Source organism: Bacillus cereus group sp. BfR-BA-01382 (assembly GCF_022663475.1).
GTDB classification, from domain to species: domain Bacteria; phylum Bacillota; class Bacilli; order Bacillales; family Bacillaceae_G; genus Bacillus_A; species Bacillus_A thuringiensis_S.
On sequence record NZ_JAKUFQ010000109.1, the window covers coordinates 1 to 16,860 of the forward strand.

Sequence of the window (16,860 nt, forward strand, 5' to 3'; positions counted from 1 at the left end):
TATGTTTTTTTCAACTTGTTCTCGAACAGTTTGAATGTAATTCATTTTATGATCCCAACATTCTTGGCTTAAATCGACAGGATACTCTTCGGGATTTAAAGTTCGCATGTATTCTTCCCAAAATAGAGCGAGACTCTGTTCATTATATTGCTGAATATCTAATATACTTGGTAGTTCATATGTTCTTTCACCGTTAACGAAAATGTCTTTATGGAGTTCACGGGCTTCAAAGTTTGTTACGAATTTACTTATATATGTGTGAACTGGATGGAACATTTTTAAGCGCTCTTCTTTTCCAGGTTCTTCAGAATCTAACGCAATATAATCGCCTTCTGCATGATCGTTAACCCGATTGATAATACGATAAATTCGTTTCAGTCCTGGAGTGGTAATTTTTTCAGGATTAGATGAAATTTTAATCGTATCATTTAATTTTCCGTCAGTATCTTCAATCGCAACTAGTTTGTAAACAGCCCCTAATGCAGGTTGCTCAAAGGACGTAATTAATTTTGTCCCAACACCCCATACGTCAATTTTTGCCCCTTGAGATTTAAGGTGCATAATTGTGTATTCATCTAAATCGCTAGAAGCGATAATTTTTGTATTTGTAAACCCTGATTCATCTAGTAGTTTTCGTGCCTTTTTCGATAAATAAGCCATATCACCACTATCAAGACGTATACCATAGAAATCAATACGATCCCCAAATTCTTTTGCAACACGAATTGCATTTGGAACACCAGATTTCAATGTGTCATATGTATCAACGAGAAAGACGCACTTCTTATGAGTTTCAGCGTATTTCTTAAACGCGACGTATTCATCGCGATATGCTTGAACGAAAGAGTGAGCGTGTGTGCCAGCTACAGGGATCCCAAAGCGTTTCCCAGCACGAACATTGCTTGTAGAGGAGAAACCACCAATAAAGGCAGCACGCGTCCCCCAAAGGGCAGCGTCGAACTCGTGGGCACGTCTTGTGCCGAACTCTAAAAGCTCATCATTATTTGCAGCATGTTTCATACGGGCTGCTTTTGTTGCAATTAATGTTTGGTAATTCACAATATTTAAGAGAGCGGTTTCAATAATTTGTGCTTCACCCAGTGGTGCATCAACGCGTAATAAAGGCTCGTTATTAAATACAACTTCACCTTCTTGCATACTACGAATCGTCCCAGTGAATTTCATATTTTGTAAATAATGAAGGAATTCTTCTTCAAATTGTAATTCTGCTAAATAAGCGATATCGCTTTCAGTAAAGCTGAAATTTTCTATGTACTCTACAATTTTCTCAAGGCCAGCAAAAACAGCGTAGCCGTTCTCAAATGGAAGCTTTCGAAAGTATAAATCAAACACGGAACGGCGATTATGAATACCATCTTTCCAATATGTATAAGCCATGTTGATTTGATATAGGTCTGTATGTAAGGCATAACTATCGTCTTTATAATGAGTCATCGCGAGAACACCTCCATAATTTGGTTATAGTATACCAATTTTTCACCATTCGTAGCAAAGAAGAGATATTGAAGTGAAGTCAAGAGAGAAAAAAATGAAATTATGCATATTTTTTAGAAAATTTATATTTATCAATTTATATTTCTCCAAATTTTATGTATTATTAGAGTAATGGGGTAATGAGAATGGAGGAGGACAATGCAACAAACATTAGAAAAAATAGGCAAACAAGTCTTTTACAAACGGCTTCAGCAAAAAATGACACAAGAAGAATTATGTCAGGGCATTTGTTCTGTCTCATACTTAAGTAAGATTGAAAATGGAAAGATCGAAGCATCAGAAGAAATTCTACAATTGCTCTGCACAAGGTTAGAAATTGCCGTGACGGATTTGAGGGATGTAGAAGAAGATGTGAAGGGGAAGTTGGATGAATGGCTGAATGCACTAGTTCATTTGGACAAGCCACAAGTAGAACGTATATATGAAGAGTTACAAGGTGAAATGAAGCATGTGTTGGATTTTGAAATTATAAATTATTATAAACTGCTGTATACGCGGTATTTAATTATGAAAAGGGATTTAGTAGCTCTTGAAGAAGAATTGGATAAGTTGAAAAAGGTGTATAAAAAATATTCACCATTTCAAAAAATGCTTTATACGTATAGTAGGGCGTTATTATATTCTTTACAGTATAAATATACACAGGCTTTGGAGTACTTACTGCAAACGGAAACCATGGCGAAGGAACTGGGCTATTATGAAACGGGGATATATTATAATTTAGCGCTCACATATAGTCAGATGGAAATAGACCACATGACTTTATACTTTGCTAATGTTGCGTTAGAAGGCTTTAAGAGTGAGTATAAGTTTAGAAATATAATTAATTGTAAATTTCTAATTGCATTTAGTTATACTCGAAAAAAACAATATAATGAAGCGATGGAAATCTATAATCATATTCTAAGAGAAGCAAATTCTTTTGCGGATAAAGATAATATTATGTCAATCGCTTTAAATAATATTGGTTATTTGTATTACCGTCAAAAGAATTATGTGAAGGCAAAAGAGTATTATATAGAATGTTTAAAGTATAAAAAAGAAGAGGATATGAATTATATTGATGCTATGTATGAACTATCCTTACAATGTATTCAATTGGGAGAATTTGAAGACGCGAAGAAATGGATTGAAAAAGGTATTTTTGCTGCAAAGAAAGCTGAAAGATACAAAGGAATGTTATATTTACTATTAAGTTTACAATATAAGTATTTTGAAAAAAGAGATACTTATAAAAGGTTTTTGGAAACAGAGGTAGTTCCTTTTTTTAAAGCTGAAAACAATATAAAAGATTTGAAAACTATATATTTAGAGTTGGCGGAGTACTTAGAAGAATGCGCAGATTTTAAAGAAAGTAATTATTATTATAAATTAGCAATAAAATTATTAGAAGAATAAAAAGGAGTGAGATTATGAAAAAGTTTATTGTAGGAACATTTGTAATTATGTCAATTGCGGCGATAGTATTAGATATTCAGTATGCTTGGAAACCAGATGTCCTTGGTCAAGAAGCTAAAACCGTTGAACAAATTAATTCATAATGAAGAAACCCCTTTCCAACCGGAAAGGGGTTTTTCAATATTTGTTCCTCAAAATTCTACAAAACTTGAGAAAATAATTATTTGAATTTTTAGTATATTAATAGTGGAAACATAATGCTAATATGAAACTACTCTTTTTCAAAAAAATTTTTATTAGGGGGAAGGTTCATGAAAAAGAAAAGTTTAGCGTTAGTGTTAGCGACAGGAATGGCAGTTACAACGTTTGGAGGGACAGGCTCTGCATTTGCGGATTCTAAAAATGTACTCTCTACGAAGAAGTACAATGAGACAGTACAGTCACCTGAGTTTATTTCTGGTGATTTAACTGGAGCGACTGGTAAGAAAGCAGAATCTGTTGTGTTTGATTACTTAAACGCAGCAAAAGGTGATTACAAGCTAGGGGAAAAGAGTGCGCAAGATTCTTTCAAAGTGAAACAAGTGAAGAAAGATGCTGTAACTGATTCAACAGTAGTACGTATGCAACAAGTTTACGAAGGAGTACCTGTATGGGGTTCTACTCAAGTAGCTCACGTAAGTAAAGACGGTTCTTTAAAAGTATTGTCTGGAACAGTTGCACCTGATTTAGACAAGAAGGAAAAGTTGAAAAATAAAAATAAGATTGAAGGCGCAAAAGCGATTGAAATCGCGCAGCAAGACTTAGGGGTAACACCGAAATATGAGGTAGAACCAAAAGCGGACTTATATGTATATCAAAATGGTGAAGAAACAACATATGCATACGTTGTAAATCTAAACTTCTTAGATCCTAGTCCAGGAAACTACTACTATTTCATTGAAGCAGACAGCGGTAAAGTATTAAATAAATATAATAAATTGGATCATGTAGCAAATGAAGATAAGTCACCAGTTAAGCAAGAGGCTCCTAAACAGGATGCGAAAGCAGTAGTAAAACCTGTAACAGGAACAAATAAAGTAGGAACTGGTAAAGGTGTATTAGGAGATACGAAATCACTTAATACAACATTATCTGGTTCATCTTACTACTTACAAGATAATACGCGCGGAGCAACGATTTTCACATACGATGCGAAAAACCGCTCAACATTACCAGGAACATTATGGGCAGATGCAGATAATGTTTTCAATGCAGCGTATGATGCAGCGGCAGTAGATGCTCATTACTATGCAGGTAGAACATATGATTATTATAAAGCTACATTTAACAGAAACTCTATTAATGATGCAGGAGCACCATTAAAATCAACAGTTCATTACGGAAGTAAGTATAATAATGCATTCTGGAACGGTTCACAAATGGTATACGGGGATGGTGATGGTGTAACATTCACTTCATTATCTGGTGGAATTGACGTAATTGGTCACGAATTAACGCATGCTGTTACGGAAAATAGCTCGGACTTAATTTATCAAAATGAATCAGGGGCGTTAAATGAAGCGATTTCTGATATCTTTGGTACTTTAGTAGAATTCTATGATAACCGTAACCCAGATTGGGAGATTGGTGAAGATATTTACACGCCTGGTAAAGCAGGAGACGCGCTTCGCTCTATGAGTGATCCAGCGAAATATGGTGACCCAGACCACTATTCTAAGCGTTACACAGGTTCAAGTGATAACGGTGGCGTTCATACAAACAGTGGTATTATTAACAAACAAGCTTATTTATTAGCAAATGGTGGTACGCATTCTGGTGTAACTGTAACTGGTATTGGTAAAGATAAATTAGGTGCGATTTACTACCGTGCAAATACACAGTATTTCACGCAATCTACTACATTTAGTCAAGCTCGTGCTGGTGCAGTACAAGCTGCTGCGGATTTATATGGTGCTAGCTCTGCAGAAGTAAATGCAGTGAAGCAATCATTTAGTGCTGTTGGTGTAAATTAAGGATTTAAGGGACAGATATTAATAAAATACTTCAAAAATAAAGAAGGAGCATGGGCTCCTTCTTTATTTTTTTCTCCATTTTTTCCACAAATAAAACAATCCAATAGCGCCTGCGATTGTTACAATCCACTTCGCTTCATTTGTTCCGTTTATAACATGATATGCCGAATATACTTCAATCAATAAGGCCGGTATTTTACCTATTGTACTGGCAATACTGAAGGAGAGTAATGACATTTTCCCTAGAGCTGCAAATAAAGTCACGATACTTGATGGGATGAAAGGTATCAATCGAAACGATAGAACGAGTAGAAAGGCCTCTATACCTTCTACATAAAGAAGACGCTCTACCTTTGGGTACTTATTTACTTTATCGTGAGTGAACTTTTGAAGGCCTATGCGATAAATATAAAACGAGATAATAGCCCCTAAGGCCTCACCTGCGATCGAAATGATTGTGCCATTTGTTACACCGAAGAGCTGTATATTAATGGCGGTTAAAAAGATGCTAGGAATAACACCTAAAAGACTAATGATGATGTTAATTAAGATACTAAGTGGAATTGCGATTGAATAGTATTCTGTTAAGAAATTTTGAATCGTTTCAGCCATTGTTTAAAATCCTTTATCTTTTTTTGCATTACACCATATTTCGTTTGTATAGGCAAGGGTAAATTTACATAATGTAGAAAAACGTTGATAAGAAGGGGTCTTTATACCTTATATGGGTATTAGGTATATAAAAATGGGGGTATTTTAAAAGAATTTAAAAAAACTATAAAAACCTTTGTATAAAAGAGTTTTATAGTTATGTTATCAGTGTTTTCATCTGGGAAATAATCATAAAATATAGGGGGTATATATTATAAAAAGTCGAAAAATAGAGGGTTGATGAAATTGCGCGGGTAAATATGGAAAAATAGATGAAAAAAATGAAAACTGATAGATTTTTTCGTTGTGAAATTGACTTTTAGTGAAGTTGCGATAATAATCATGAAAGAGGTGATATGATGAAACGAATAAGTAGTCTTTTCTTGAGTGGTTTATTGGCACTAATGCTGATCTTAAGTGGATGTGCAGGAAAAGAACAAAAAACAGAGAAACAAACAGGGAATCAATCGACATCAGTAGAAAAAATTAGTGATAATATTTTAGATGAAATGGAAGGGCCACCTAAAAATGGTCATACGATTGAAAGACATGTAGGCAAATCAGAAGAAGATTTGAAGAATCGCTTGAAGACAGATAAAGTATCAGCAGCAAGTACATACTATGACAAGGAAACAGCAACGAAAGCTGTAAAAGATAGTTTGAAGCAGCATGATAAGGAAATTCAAGACTGGTTAAAAAATTCTAAAGAGGCTCGTCTCGTATTAAATACAACACATTCATTCCCGGTTGGAAAAACGGTAATAAAGAAAAATATGAGTGTAAAAGACAAGTTGGTAAAAACTGTTACTGTTTTAGCAAGAGATAAGTCAGGAGAATTAGGGTTTAAGATTATTACTTCTTATCCATCTGATAAATAAGAAGGGGGAGTACATTATGTATACGACATTACAATACTTTCTTAAATCGTACTGTACGTTAAGTATTCATGAGGATGAAATAGTAAGCGTGATGGAAGAGTTTATTGAACAAGAAGACGAAGAAATTGTTTTGAAATTACGTGATGAATTAATAAATATGAAGAAAAAGAACGCGTGGGAAGAGGCGTGTGTATTAGCTGCGAAGCAAGGCAATCGTATGTGGTCTTTAGAAGAAACGAAAGACCATCTTGAAACTTTTTTACTATTACTGCAAAAGAAAAAGGCGTGATATAATCACGCCTTTTTCTTTATGCTATTCGGTGGATATTAGCTATTCTTTTGGAGCGCTTTTATATACGCTTTTTGAAATTTGTCCATTTGATATTACTTCCCCGTTTTGTGTTACTTTTTTATACGTAACCGCTGTGATTTTATCACTAGTCCTACTAATTACTTGAGAAGAAACTTCAACATTTTTACCAGTATTTGTACCGAAAATGCGTGTAGTAATACTACCTCCATTTGAAAATGCTTGAATATAAATATGATTGCCCGTATTATTTTTAAATTTTAAATCTGGACCATAATCTGCTACTGCTGCATCTTGCCCAAGTGGTAAATAATTTACCGGCATAGAATGATTGCTTCGAGAAACAATGCCTAAATCTGCCCTTAAAGCTGCGCTGTATAATGTACTACTGACTTGGCAAACTCCTCCGCCTGCACTTTGTATTACTTTACCTTGTGAATATACTGCTGCAGATTTGTAACCATGTGCAGCATCAGTTACGCCAACGCGGCCGTTAAAACTAAACGTTTCATCAGGTGCGACAATAACCCCACTTAAAGTATTGGCTGACTTATTTACGTTAAATGATTGATTTCCGTTACGGCCGGCCATTGGAGTAGAATATTCAGCGATGACTTCTTTAATCCCCATTTTCTGTATGTCTTCTGTAGAGCGTTCTGGTTTTATGAATGTGACTGGCAATGTGACATCTGATTTACCGGTAGTAATAGCTTCGTTTGTTAAACCGTTTAGTTTCCCTTTATCAATTTTTTCTCCGTTTTGGCTTTGACTAACATTTACTGTTGAGCCTTCAATACTGAATTCTGCATTAATAGGATTTTTTAATGTTTCATTATATTTATCTTTTATAAAGGTTTCATAAGCTGTTGCATTTAATTGTGGTGTTAATTTATATTCACGTTTTAATTCACCGTTTTCAGCTTGCTTACGCATTTTGTAACGATTCATTACGTTTCCTTCTTGTTCTTTAAAGATTTTGTCAATAATATCTTTCTCTTTATAATTTATCCCTAAATCTTTCCATGTGTAAGTTTGTTTATCGTTTTGGAATATGTAGGTAAGGGATTTTTGATCTAATTCAGTTACCTTTTGATTAATAATTGCTTGAATATCTTTCTTATTTTTTCCATCGAGAGAAATACCTTCAAATGTAGTATTCGGTAATGCAGTAGTATCTAATTGATTATTTAATTTGGAGACATATTGATATCCCCCAACACCGCCTACACAAAGTAATATGCCCCCAGCAATTGCAGAACCGATCAGTATTTTACTTAGCTTCATTTATTTCCCCCCAGAAATTTATGTATAAATATATGTATTACATTTTTTGTATAAAAATGATGAAAATAACATTATGTACGTACTAGTATACTATTATTTTCACTGTGTGTGTAATGTTTTCATAAAAAATGTTACACCGCTGTAATAATTGTCACTTCTTGTCACAATGTGTATGAAAAATATGTTGAAAAATATAATAAAAAGGCTGTCTAGAGAAATCTAGCAGCCTTTTTATTATAATTTTTTATGCTCATTTTTATTCGTAACACCGAGATGTTCTTGTAGTTTTGTCGAAATATTATTGACGCTTTTTTCATTTGGAACGTAATAATAAATACCGCCTATATATTTATCTGTACCTTCTACTTGCATTTTTTCCATCTTTAAATTTGAATCCATTGAATTTTTTGTAATTGTCATCATATCATCAAAAGTTAAATTGGTTTTTAAGTCTTTATCGACAGCGTCTAGTAGGCCTCCGATTTTATTAATGGAATTAAGAGATAGTGCCTTTTCAGCAATGGCCTCTAATACAAGCTGTTGGCGTTGACCACGCATATAATCACTATCGATATGACGAGTTCTAGCCAGTGCCAGTGCCTCTTCTCCATTTAAATGTTGACGTCCTTTTTTTAGATGAATTGCATCTGCTTCATCTTTACTATTTTGCTCTGTGAACTCAACTGGAACGTCTACAGTAATACCACCAAGGGAATCAACAATTTTAATAAATGATTTAAAGTTGAATTTTACATAGTAGTCAACTGGAACATCTAAAAAGTTCTCTACCGTATCAATTGTGCTGTCTACACCACCGAATACGTGCGCATGTGTGATTTTATCGTATTTATCACGTGATTTAATGTAGACGCGTGAGTCACGTGGAATGCTTACAAGTTTAACGGATTTATCGTTTTTATTAATTGTTGCAAGTAATAACGCATCTGTTCGAGTTGCTTTTCCATAACCTTTTTCCCTAATATCACTTTCATCAACACCCATAATTAGTACAGAAATGTTGTCGGTCATAGGTTTAACAGCTTTTTCACGTTTACTGGACTTATCTCCTCGACCTAGTTCAGCATAAGCATTATTTAAGACGGACTTTGCTTTACTGTATATATGGAAGGAGTAGCCTCCTGCTCCAAGTGCTACAATTAGTAATGGAATAAGAAGGAACCAAAGTAGGCGTTTTTTCTTTGAGCGTCCTTTTCTGGCTCGCGTATTGTTGTTCGGGTCGGATTTCATCATTTTTTCTCCTTTAAAACTATCGAAGTATATACATTTAGAAGTGTATTCAAACACATAAAAAATATTTTACGCTAAATAAAAGCGATTGTACATGTATAAAAAATAGATGTCTTGATTATTTATCCCGCATTAACGGGCAGTAAAACTCCCACCTCAAAGTCCAGCGAACGCAAGGAAGTTAGGTGGGAGTTAACTGCCCGTAAAAGCCCGATTGGTGAAGGCTAATACTCAGAGGGGGATAGCCCCTCTGAGTAAAGTTTCACTTTATAAGACATCTATTCGTTATTGTATACAAAAGATAGGGATAAGAAAATGATAAAATTTTACCTAATTACAACATAATGCTTACGATAATTGCGGATAAAATGCTAACGAGAGTAGCTCCATATAGTAATTTAAGGCCAAACCTCGCAACAACGTTTCCTTGTTCTTCGTTTAGTCCTTTTACCGCACCTGAAATAATACCAATGGAAGAAAAATTGGCAAAAGACACAAGGAAAACAGAAATAATCCCAACTGTACGGGGAGAAAGGCTATTAGAAATTTTACTAAGGTCCATCATTGCGACAAATTCATTCGTTACAAGCTTCGTTGCCATAATGCTGCCAGCTGCGACAATTTCAGAACTTGGTACACCGATAAGGAATGCGATAGGTGCAAATACATAGCCGATTAATTGTTGGAACGTAATACCGAATATAATGAGGAACAGGTCATTAATACAACTAATTAATGCGACAAATCCGATGAGCATAGCGCCGACAACAATGGCTACACGAAAACCATCAAGAATGTATTCTCCAAGCATTTCAAAAAAGCTTTGTTTTTCACCTTTGATTTCTAAAATATCTTCGTCATCTTTAACGTCGTAAGGGTTAATGATGAGTACGATAATAAAACCGCTAAATAAATTGAGAACGAGTGCAGTTACTACATATTTAGGTTCAATCATTGTCATATAGGCACCTACGATAGACATAGATACGGTTGACATAGCAGAGGCACAAAGTGTATAAAGACGGTGTTTTGGAATTTGAGCTAATTGCTTTTTCACTGTAATAAAAACTTCTGATTGACCGACAATGGCAGAGGCAATAGCATTGTAAGATTCTAATTTCCCAAGACCATTTATTTTACTAAGAAAGTACCCGATCCAATGAATAAAAAATGGTAGTATTTTGAAATGTTGTAATATACCAATTAAAACAGAAATAAAGACGATTGGTAATAATACAGTAAGGAAAAATGGCATTTCACCTTTATTTGCAATACCACCAAATACGAAATTTATTCCATCAGCAGCATACTCGAGTAGCTTTGTAAACAGACTGGAAATGACACGAATAAGTATGAGACCGATTTCTGTATTTAATAATAGGTAGGTTAAAATTAACTGTATAATAAGCATGATGAAAATTGGTTTAAACTTAATATGTTTCTTATTGTTGCTAGCAATATAAGCGAGTAAGAAAACAACAATTAGTCCGACGAAAAAAGTAATGAATTTCATGATAAGCCCCCTAAAAGAGATATTCTGCTATATATGTTTTTCATTTCAAGGGAGAATATGCATCTTTGGTAAAGAAAGGAATAGAGAGAGTATGAATATATGTAGAGTGCATCACGTTGCAATTATTTGTTCGAATTATGAGAGGTCAAAGAATTTTTATACTAGAATATTAGGGTTTAAAGAGATAAATGAAGTATATAGAAAGGAACGAGATTCTTATAAATTAGATTTATGTGTAGGAGAAGAGTATCAAATCGAATTATTTTCATTTCCAAATCCGCCTGAGCGCAAAAGTTTTCCAGAAGCAGCCGGTCTTAGACATTTAGCATTTGCTGTTACAAATATAGAAGAAGCTGTGAAGCATTTAAACCAATGTGGTGTTAAGACAGAACCAATCCGTATTGATGAAATAACGGGGAAGAAATTCGTCTTTTTCCAAGACCCTGATGGTTTACCTTTAGAATTGTATGAGGTTTGAAAATTGGTGGATTTTATATAGAGTTGCTTTCCAATAATTGAAGAAACTAAAGTGAAACTTCTTTTTAAAAGGAGGTGTAACTTTAGCTAAGAGAGCTAAAGAGCATATGTGGATATTTTAAAATTATTGATGGTAGTCATTCTTATTGGGTTAACAGCATTTTTTGTGGCTGTTGAATTTGCAATTATTAAGGTACGTAGCAGTCGTATTGATCAACTCGTTAGTGAAAAAAGACGAGGTGCACTGGCAGCTAAAAAGGTAACTTCAAATTTAGACGAGTATTTATCGGCCTGTCAGCTAGGTATTACAATTACTGCTTTAGGGCTCGGGTGGTTAGGGGAACCAACTATTAAACATTTACTCGAGCCGTTGTTTTTAAAATTACAATTCTCACCTGCAATTTCCAGTACAGTTTCATTTATTATTGCCTTTGCAGTAATTACATTTTTACATGTTGTCATTGGGGAACTTGCTCCAAAGACATTTGCTATACAAAAAGCAGAACAAGTTAGCTTATTGTTATCGAAACCACTTATTTATTTTTACCGAGTTATGTACCCGTTTATTTGGGCTTTAAATGGTTCAGCAAGGGTTGTAACTGGTTTATTCGGATTACATCCAGCATCTGAACATGAAGTAGCTCATTCAGAAGAAGAATTAAGGTTAATCTTATCTGAGAGCTATGAGAGCGGAGAGATTAACCAAAGGGAATTTAAATATGTAAATAATATTTTTGAATTTGATAATAGAGTAGCAAAAGAAATTATGGTACCTCGTACGGAAGTTGTAGGCTTATATGAGGACGAACCATTTGAAACACATATTAAAGTCATCGCACAAGAAAAGTACACGAGATATCCTGTATTTGGTGAAGATAAAGATGAAATTATTGGGATGGTAAATGTAAAAGATTTATTTATTCGTTATATGGATGGTAATCGGGACGAGGAGTGCTCAATTATGCCATATACAAGGCCAGTTATTGAAGTGCTAGAAAATATTCCAATTCATGATTTACTGTTACAAATGCAAAGAAAACACATTCCATTAGCTGTATTATATGATGAATATGGTGGTACAGCAGGGATTGTTACACTAGAAGATATTTTAGAAGAAATTGTTGGAGAAATTCGAGATGAATACGATGAAGATGAGAATCCACCTATAGAGCATGTAAGTGAAGGATATAAAATCGTAGAGGGAAAAGTGCTTATTAGTGAAGTAAATGATTTGCTTGGCATACATTTAATTGCTGATGATGTAGATACAATTGGTGGCTGGATTATGGTACAAAAACAAATCGTTGCTGAAGGAGATGTTATTGAGAAACACGGTTTTTATTTTAAAGTCCTTGAAAAGGATATGCATCAAATTAAACGAGTGGAAATAAGGAAAGTAGAAGAATGATTTTCTATAAACTTTAATAAAAAGGATATACAGAAAAATAAATGTTTGCGCTTTCAAAAAAGGTGCTATATAGTGAAGGTGGATACTGAAAAATTCTTCTGAATGATACTCGTGTTTTTAGAGGGCGGATTTTTTGGATAAGGATTTAGAATGAAAAAGTATAGGTGATAAAAATGATAGCAACGAAGGATATACGTATAGAAAAAGATTTTTTAGGTGAAAAAGAAGTACCAAGTGCAGCTTATTATGGTGTACAAACATTACGTGCCGTAGAAAACTTCCCAATTACAGGATACCGCATTCATCCATCACTCATTACAGCAATGGCAATTGTGAAAAAAGCAGCGGCACTTGCGAATATAGATACTGGTTACTTAGCTAAAGACATTGGACATGAAATTGCAGAAGCAGCGCAAGAAATTGTTGATGGAAAGTTTCATGATCAATTTATCGTGGATCCTATTCAAGGCGGAGCCGGAACTTCTATTAATATGAATACAAATGAAGTAATTGCGAATAGAGCGTTAGAGCGTATGGGATATGAAAAAGGGGAATATGCGAAAATTAGCCCAAACACTCATGTGAACATGGCCCAATCAACGAACGATGCGTTTCCAACAGGGATTCATATTGCAACTCTTATGATGTTAGAAGAGCTTCTTATTACAATGGAAGAACTTCATTCTGCTTTTCGTAAAAAAGCAAAAGAGTTTGATCACGTTATTAAAATGGGACGCACACATTTACAAGATGCAGTTCCAATTCGCCTTGGACAAGAATTTGAAGCGTATAGCCGAGTGCTTGAGCGTGATATAAAAAGAATTAAACAGTCTCGTCAACATTTATATGAAGTGAATATGGGGGCGACAGCTGTTGGTACAGGATTAAATGCAAATCCTACGTATATTGAACAAGTGGTAAAACATTTAAGAACGTTTAGTGGATTCCCACTTGTTGGTGCAGAGCATTTAGTTGATGCAACGCAAAATACAGATGCATACACAGAAGTATCTGCAGCGCTTAAAGTATGTATGATGAACATGTCTAAAATTGCAAACGATCTTCGTATTATGGCGTCTGGTCCACGTGTTGGGTTAGCTGAAATTCAATTGCCAGCACGTCAGCCAGGTTCATCCATTATGCCAGGAAAAGTAAATCCAGTTATGGCAGAAGTAATTAACCAAGTCGCATTCCAAGTAATCGGAAACGATCATACAATTTGCTTAGCATCAGAAGCAGGACAATTAGAGTTAAACGTAATGGAGCCTGTGCTTGTATTTAATTTAATTCAATCTATAAGCATTATGAATAATGGATTCCGTGTATTCCGTGAATATTGTATTGAAGGAATTACAGCAAATGAAGAATTGCTGAAGCAATATGTTGAGAAAAGTGTTGGAATTATTACAGCAGTTAATCCTCATATTGGTTATGAAGTAGCATCTCGTATTGCACGTGAAGCAATTGAAACAGGAAAATCTGTTAGGGAGTTATGTTTAGAACATGGTGTACTGACAGAAGAGGAATTGGATATTATTTTAGATCCATTCGAAATGACTCATCCTGAAATTGCTGGAGCTTCTTTATTAAAAAATAAAAAAATATAATGTGAAAAACACCGATCCATTTGGATCGGTGTTTTATTTTTAAAAGATATTAAACACAGCGTTTAATTGAAGTAAGCTAATAACAGCTAAGAAGATTAAACTGTATTTCATTGCTGTTTTAAATAGAGCAGATTCTTTACCAACTAGTCCAACTGCGGCACAAGCAACTGCTACAGATTGTGGTGAAACCATTTTTGCCATTGTACCACCTACCACGTTTAAGGCAACGAGTGTAGAAGGAACGATGTTTAATTGGTCTGCTGTTACTGCTTGAAGTGGTGCGAATAAAGAACCACTTGAAACTACTGAACCTGTAATGAATACGCCAATCCATCCTAAGATTGGAGAAAGAATTGGGAATGCATTACCAGTAGATGAGAATGCAAGTCCAAGTGTAGATGACATACCAGAGTAGTTCTCTACGTAAGCTAAAGCGATAACGCTACAAATTGTATATACTGGAGCTTTTAATTCTTTCATTGTTTCAATCATTAATTCTTTAACCATTTTACCTTTTACGCGGTAAACGATAAGTGAAACGATAATTGCTAGTACAATCGCAGTAGTTGTAGAAGAAAATACATCAAATTTGAAAACAGCTGCGAAAGGTGTATCAGCTTTTGTAATTGGTGTAGTTTTCATAACAGCATTATGAAGACCAGGGAACTGAATGTTAAATACTAAGTTTGCTAACGCACCATCTGGAGCAAATAAAGCTTTAATTGGTTTTAAATTAAAGATTGTTACAAATGCAGTTAAGAATACGAATGGAGACCAAGCATATAAAATTTGATTGAATGTATGTGATACTTTAGTTTCTTGTTTTTCTTCTTTAGTAGAAGATTTTGGTTGCCAAACACGTAAGAATAATGCAAGAGCAATCATACTTACAACGGCTGCGAAAATATTAGTAAGTTCTGCACCTAAGAAGTAAGTTACAGCGAATTGAGTAATAGCGAAAGAAACACCACTTACAAGAATACCTTGCCAAGTTTCTTTAATACCTTTAACTCCATCGACCATTGAAACAAGTAAGAAAGGTAAGATAATACTAATGAAAGGTAAAATAAGAACAGTTTGACGACCAATAGTTAATGCGTCAAGTTCAGTTAATTGTGCCGGTACTGTAACTGGAATACCCATAGCACCCATAGCACCACCAGCAATATTAGCTACTAAACAAATACCTGCTGCTTTTAATGGATTAAAGCCCATACCCACAAGTAGTGCAGCTGTAATAGCAACTGGAACCCCTAGACCAGCTGCGCCTTCTAAGAAAGCACCGAAAGAATAAGCAATTAATAATACTTGTAAACGTTGATCATTTGTAATGCTTGAAATACTATCGCGAATAATATTGAACTGCTCTGTTTTAACAGTTAATTTGTAAAGGAAAATTGCGGCGATAACGATAGTACAAATTGGATAAAATCCAGATAAAACACCGAATCCAGCAGATGCTACAGCTACTGTTGCTGGCATTTTATAAACAAATATTGCAAGAATAATAGCGACAATCACACTGTAAAGACCAGCGATATAACTTTTCATTTTCAGTCCCATTAAACAAATGATGAAGCAGAAAATTGGAAGTGCTGCGATTAGTGCAGATAACCAAATATTGTTTAATGGATCATAAATTTGTGTCCAAGTACTCATAATAATGACAACTCCTATCTATTATATGTGAAGAAATTCACATTATTTGTGAAACTATTCACAATCAACTTACATGCTTAGTATATTCTCCTTCAACACTATTGTCAACGTAAAAAAGTATAATTATTCCATAATAGTGTTAAAAGAAAAGCTTTGTTCATAAAGTAGACAAAAAACACACTCAAATGAATTTAAGTGTGCTGTATAAATTATTTGCATATTATTTTGCTTATTCAGATGGCATGTTCCCTATAGGTGTATATTAGATGCCGTCTCTTATCCCGCATTAACGGGCAGTAAGACCCACACCTCAAAATTCAGCGGAAGCAAAGAAGTTAGGTGGGGATCGGGCTGCCAGTAAACGCCCGGTTGGTGAGGGCTGATAATCAGTGGGGATGAACAAAAACCCTACTGATTAAAGTTTGATATATGCACTTATCTGTCCTGTTTGATTTAGTGAGAGAGGAACGGTGAGTGGATTTAATAGGAAGTTTTTCACAACAATTCAACCGCTTGCAATACGAATAAAAAATAAGAAACAAATTTTTAATACCATATCATCTCTTTTTACTGAAAATTCCTTTTAGCGTAACAAAGAGGTTAAGTATAGTTCAACTACATTACGATAGGTTATCAATTATAGACGATATTTTACAATACCGTTACTGTGCATTTCAATGAGGTGAAAATATAACAAAAAGCCTGATAAAACAACGTTTGTAAGCAAAGTATTCGTAGGCCATTATTTTGCTTTTTCGTTATATCATATAGTATAATATTCAAAATCAGCAAGGATTTTTTTCCTGAATTTTTGCTGATGAAGATGGAAAAAATTTTCGGCTTTATAGGTTGATAAAGTTATGTCGTAACAGGAAATATAAGAACAGATATATAAATAAA

Annotated in this window: 14 protein-coding genes; 8 read left to right on the top strand and 6 right to left on the bottom strand. The window is 34.5% G+C overall.

Going from position 1 to position 16,860, the window contains the following annotated elements; all coding sequences use genetic code 11:
• Window positions 1–1,455: nicotinate phosphoribosyltransferase (locus MR160_RS28045; RefSeq protein ID WP_242298666.1), on the bottom strand; the 1,455-nt coding region annotated here is incomplete at its 3' end.
• 198 nt (window positions 1,456–1,653) lie between these two features.
• Here MR160_RS28045 and MR160_RS28050 point away from each other — a divergent pair.
• The 3 genes from MR160_RS28050 to MR160_RS28060 all read left to right on the top strand — a co-directional run bounded on the left by MR160_RS28050 (window position 1,654) and on the right by MR160_RS28060 (window position 4,925).
• The gene (locus tag MR160_RS28050; RefSeq protein WP_081143493.1) at window positions 1,654–2,913 is read left to right on the top strand and encodes a tetratricopeptide repeat protein; all 1,260 of its coding nucleotides are present in this window, start codon (window positions 1,654–1,656) and stop codon (window positions 2,911–2,913) included.
• A 14-nt stretch (window positions 2,914–2,927) separates the two neighbouring features.
• Window positions 2,928–3,056 (top strand): NprX family peptide pheromone, encoded by a 129-nt coding sequence (locus MR160_RS28055; protein ID WP_000713580.1) that lies wholly within the window; start codon window positions 2,928–2,930, stop codon window positions 3,054–3,056.
• A gap of 168 nt (window positions 3,057–3,224) precedes the next feature.
• Window positions 3,225–4,925 carry a M4 family metallopeptidase gene (locus tag MR160_RS28060; protein ID WP_000730377.1) on the top strand — a complete coding sequence of 567 codons (1,701 nt, stop codon included), beginning with the start codon at window positions 3,225–3,227 and terminating at the stop codon, window positions 4,923–4,925.
• A 63-nt stretch (window positions 4,926–4,988) separates the two neighbouring features.
• Here MR160_RS28060 and MR160_RS28065 read toward each other — a convergent pair whose 3' ends face one another.
• Window positions 4,989–5,537 carry a TVP38/TMEM64 family protein gene (locus MR160_RS28065; RefSeq protein WP_000852228.1) on the bottom strand — a complete coding sequence of 183 codons (549 nt, stop codon included), beginning with the start codon at window positions 5,535–5,537 and terminating at the stop codon, window positions 4,989–4,991.
• 398 nt (window positions 5,538–5,935) lie between these two features.
• Between MR160_RS28065 and MR160_RS28070 the strand changes: the two genes are divergently transcribed.
• Together MR160_RS28070 and MR160_RS28075 are read left to right on the top strand one after the other, a co-directional pair.
• Window positions 5,936–6,454, top strand: a complete 519-nt coding sequence (locus tag MR160_RS28070; protein WP_000822706.1) for an RNase A-like domain-containing lipoprotein — start codon at window positions 5,936–5,938, stop codon at window positions 6,452–6,454.
• A gap of 16 nt (window positions 6,455–6,470) precedes the next feature.
• Window positions 6,471–6,743: a hypothetical protein gene (locus tag MR160_RS28075; RefSeq protein ID WP_000288803.1), complete on the top strand. Its 273-nt coding sequence runs from the start codon at window positions 6,471–6,473 to the stop codon at window positions 6,741–6,743.
• Between the two features lie 42 nt (window positions 6,744–6,785).
• On the opposite strand, the gene MR160_RS28080 is transcribed toward MR160_RS28075, so the two are convergent.
• From MR160_RS28080 to MR160_RS28090, 3 genes are all read right to left on the bottom strand, one after another.
• Window positions 6,786–8,048: a VanW family protein gene (locus MR160_RS28080; RefSeq protein WP_000777357.1), complete on the bottom strand. Its 1,263-nt coding sequence runs from the start codon at window positions 8,046–8,048 to the stop codon at window positions 6,786–6,788.
• 234 nt (window positions 8,049–8,282) lie between these two features.
• The gene (locus MR160_RS28085) at window positions 8,283–9,299 is read right to left on the bottom strand and encodes an LCP family protein (protein ID WP_002083775.1); all 1,017 of its coding nucleotides are present in this window, start codon (window positions 9,297–9,299) and stop codon (window positions 8,283–8,285) included.
• Window positions 9,300–9,630: 331 nt separating this feature from the next.
• Complete coding sequence (locus tag MR160_RS28090; RefSeq protein WP_000668872.1) at window positions 9,631–10,809, bottom strand: NupC/NupG family nucleoside CNT transporter; 1,179 nt, start codon at window positions 10,807–10,809, stop codon at window positions 9,631–9,633.
• Window positions 10,810–10,900: 91 nt separating this feature from the next.
• Between MR160_RS28090 and gloA2 the strand changes: the two genes are divergently transcribed.
• The 3 genes from gloA2 to aspA all read left to right on the top strand — a co-directional run bounded on the left by gloA2 (window position 10,901) and on the right by aspA (window position 14,301).
• Window positions 10,901–11,287: an SMU1112c/YaeR family gloxylase I-like metalloprotein gene (gloA2, locus tag MR160_RS28095; RefSeq protein ID WP_001017673.1), complete on the top strand. Its 387-nt coding sequence runs from the start codon at window positions 10,901–10,903 to the stop codon at window positions 11,285–11,287.
• A 108-nt stretch (window positions 11,288–11,395) separates the two neighbouring features.
• Window positions 11,396–12,694, top strand: a complete 1,299-nt coding sequence (locus tag MR160_RS28100; RefSeq protein WP_000353320.1) for a hemolysin family protein — start codon at window positions 11,396–11,398, stop codon at window positions 12,692–12,694.
• A 173-nt stretch (window positions 12,695–12,867) separates the two neighbouring features.
• Window positions 12,868–14,301, top strand: a complete 1,434-nt coding sequence (gene aspA / locus MR160_RS28105) for an aspartate ammonia-lyase (RefSeq protein WP_016097704.1) — start codon at window positions 12,868–12,870, stop codon at window positions 14,299–14,301.
• A 39-nt stretch (window positions 14,302–14,340) separates the two neighbouring features.
• Here the strand turns inward: aspA and MR160_RS28110 are convergent, their stop codons facing one another.
• Window positions 14,341–15,960, bottom strand: coding sequence for an L-lactate permease (locus tag MR160_RS28110; protein ID WP_000109120.1), 1,620 nt, complete (start codon window positions 15,958–15,960; stop codon window positions 14,341–14,343).
• Between the last annotated feature and the right edge of the window lie 900 nt (window positions 15,961–16,860).

What these genes read in the sequence shown, in the direction of transcription:
- MR160_RS28075 (WP_000288803.1), top strand. Translation starts at nt 6,471, where the DNA reads ATGTATACGACATTACAATACTTTCTTAAATCGTACTGTACGTTAAGT.
- MR160_RS28050 (WP_081143493.1), top strand. Translation starts at nt 1,654, where the DNA reads ATGCAACAAACATTAGAAAAAATAGGCAAACAAGTCTTTTACAAACGG.
- MR160_RS28110 (WP_000109120.1), bottom strand. Translation starts at nt 15,960, where the DNA reads ATGAGTACTTGGACACAAATTTATGATCCATTAAACAATATTTGGTTA.
- MR160_RS28055 (WP_000713580.1), top strand. Translation starts at nt 2,928, where the DNA reads ATGAAAAAGTTTATTGTAGGAACATTTGTAATTATGTCAATTGCGGCG.
- MR160_RS28080 (WP_000777357.1), bottom strand. Translation starts at nt 8,048, where the DNA reads ATGAAGCTAAGTAAAATACTGATCGGTTCTGCAATTGCTGGGGGCATA.
- MR160_RS28065 (WP_000852228.1), bottom strand. Translation starts at nt 5,537, where the DNA reads ATGGCTGAAACGATTCAAAATTTCTTAACAGAATACTATTCAATCGCA.
- MR160_RS28070 (WP_000822706.1), top strand. Translation starts at nt 5,936, where the DNA reads ATGAAACGAATAAGTAGTCTTTTCTTGAGTGGTTTATTGGCACTAATG.
- aspA (WP_016097704.1), top strand. Translation starts at nt 12,868, where the DNA reads ATGATAGCAACGAAGGATATACGTATAGAAAAAGATTTTTTAGGTGAA.
- gloA2 (WP_001017673.1), top strand. Translation starts at nt 10,901, where the DNA reads ATGAATATATGTAGAGTGCATCACGTTGCAATTATTTGTTCGAATTAT.
- MR160_RS28090 (WP_000668872.1), bottom strand. Translation starts at nt 10,809, where the DNA reads ATGAAATTCATTACTTTTTTCGTCGGACTAATTGTTGTTTTCTTACTC.
- MR160_RS28060 (WP_000730377.1), top strand. Translation starts at nt 3,225, where the DNA reads ATGAAAAAGAAAAGTTTAGCGTTAGTGTTAGCGACAGGAATGGCAGTT.
- MR160_RS28085 (WP_002083775.1), bottom strand. Translation starts at nt 9,299, where the DNA reads ATGATGAAATCCGACCCGAACAACAATACGCGAGCCAGAAAAGGACGC.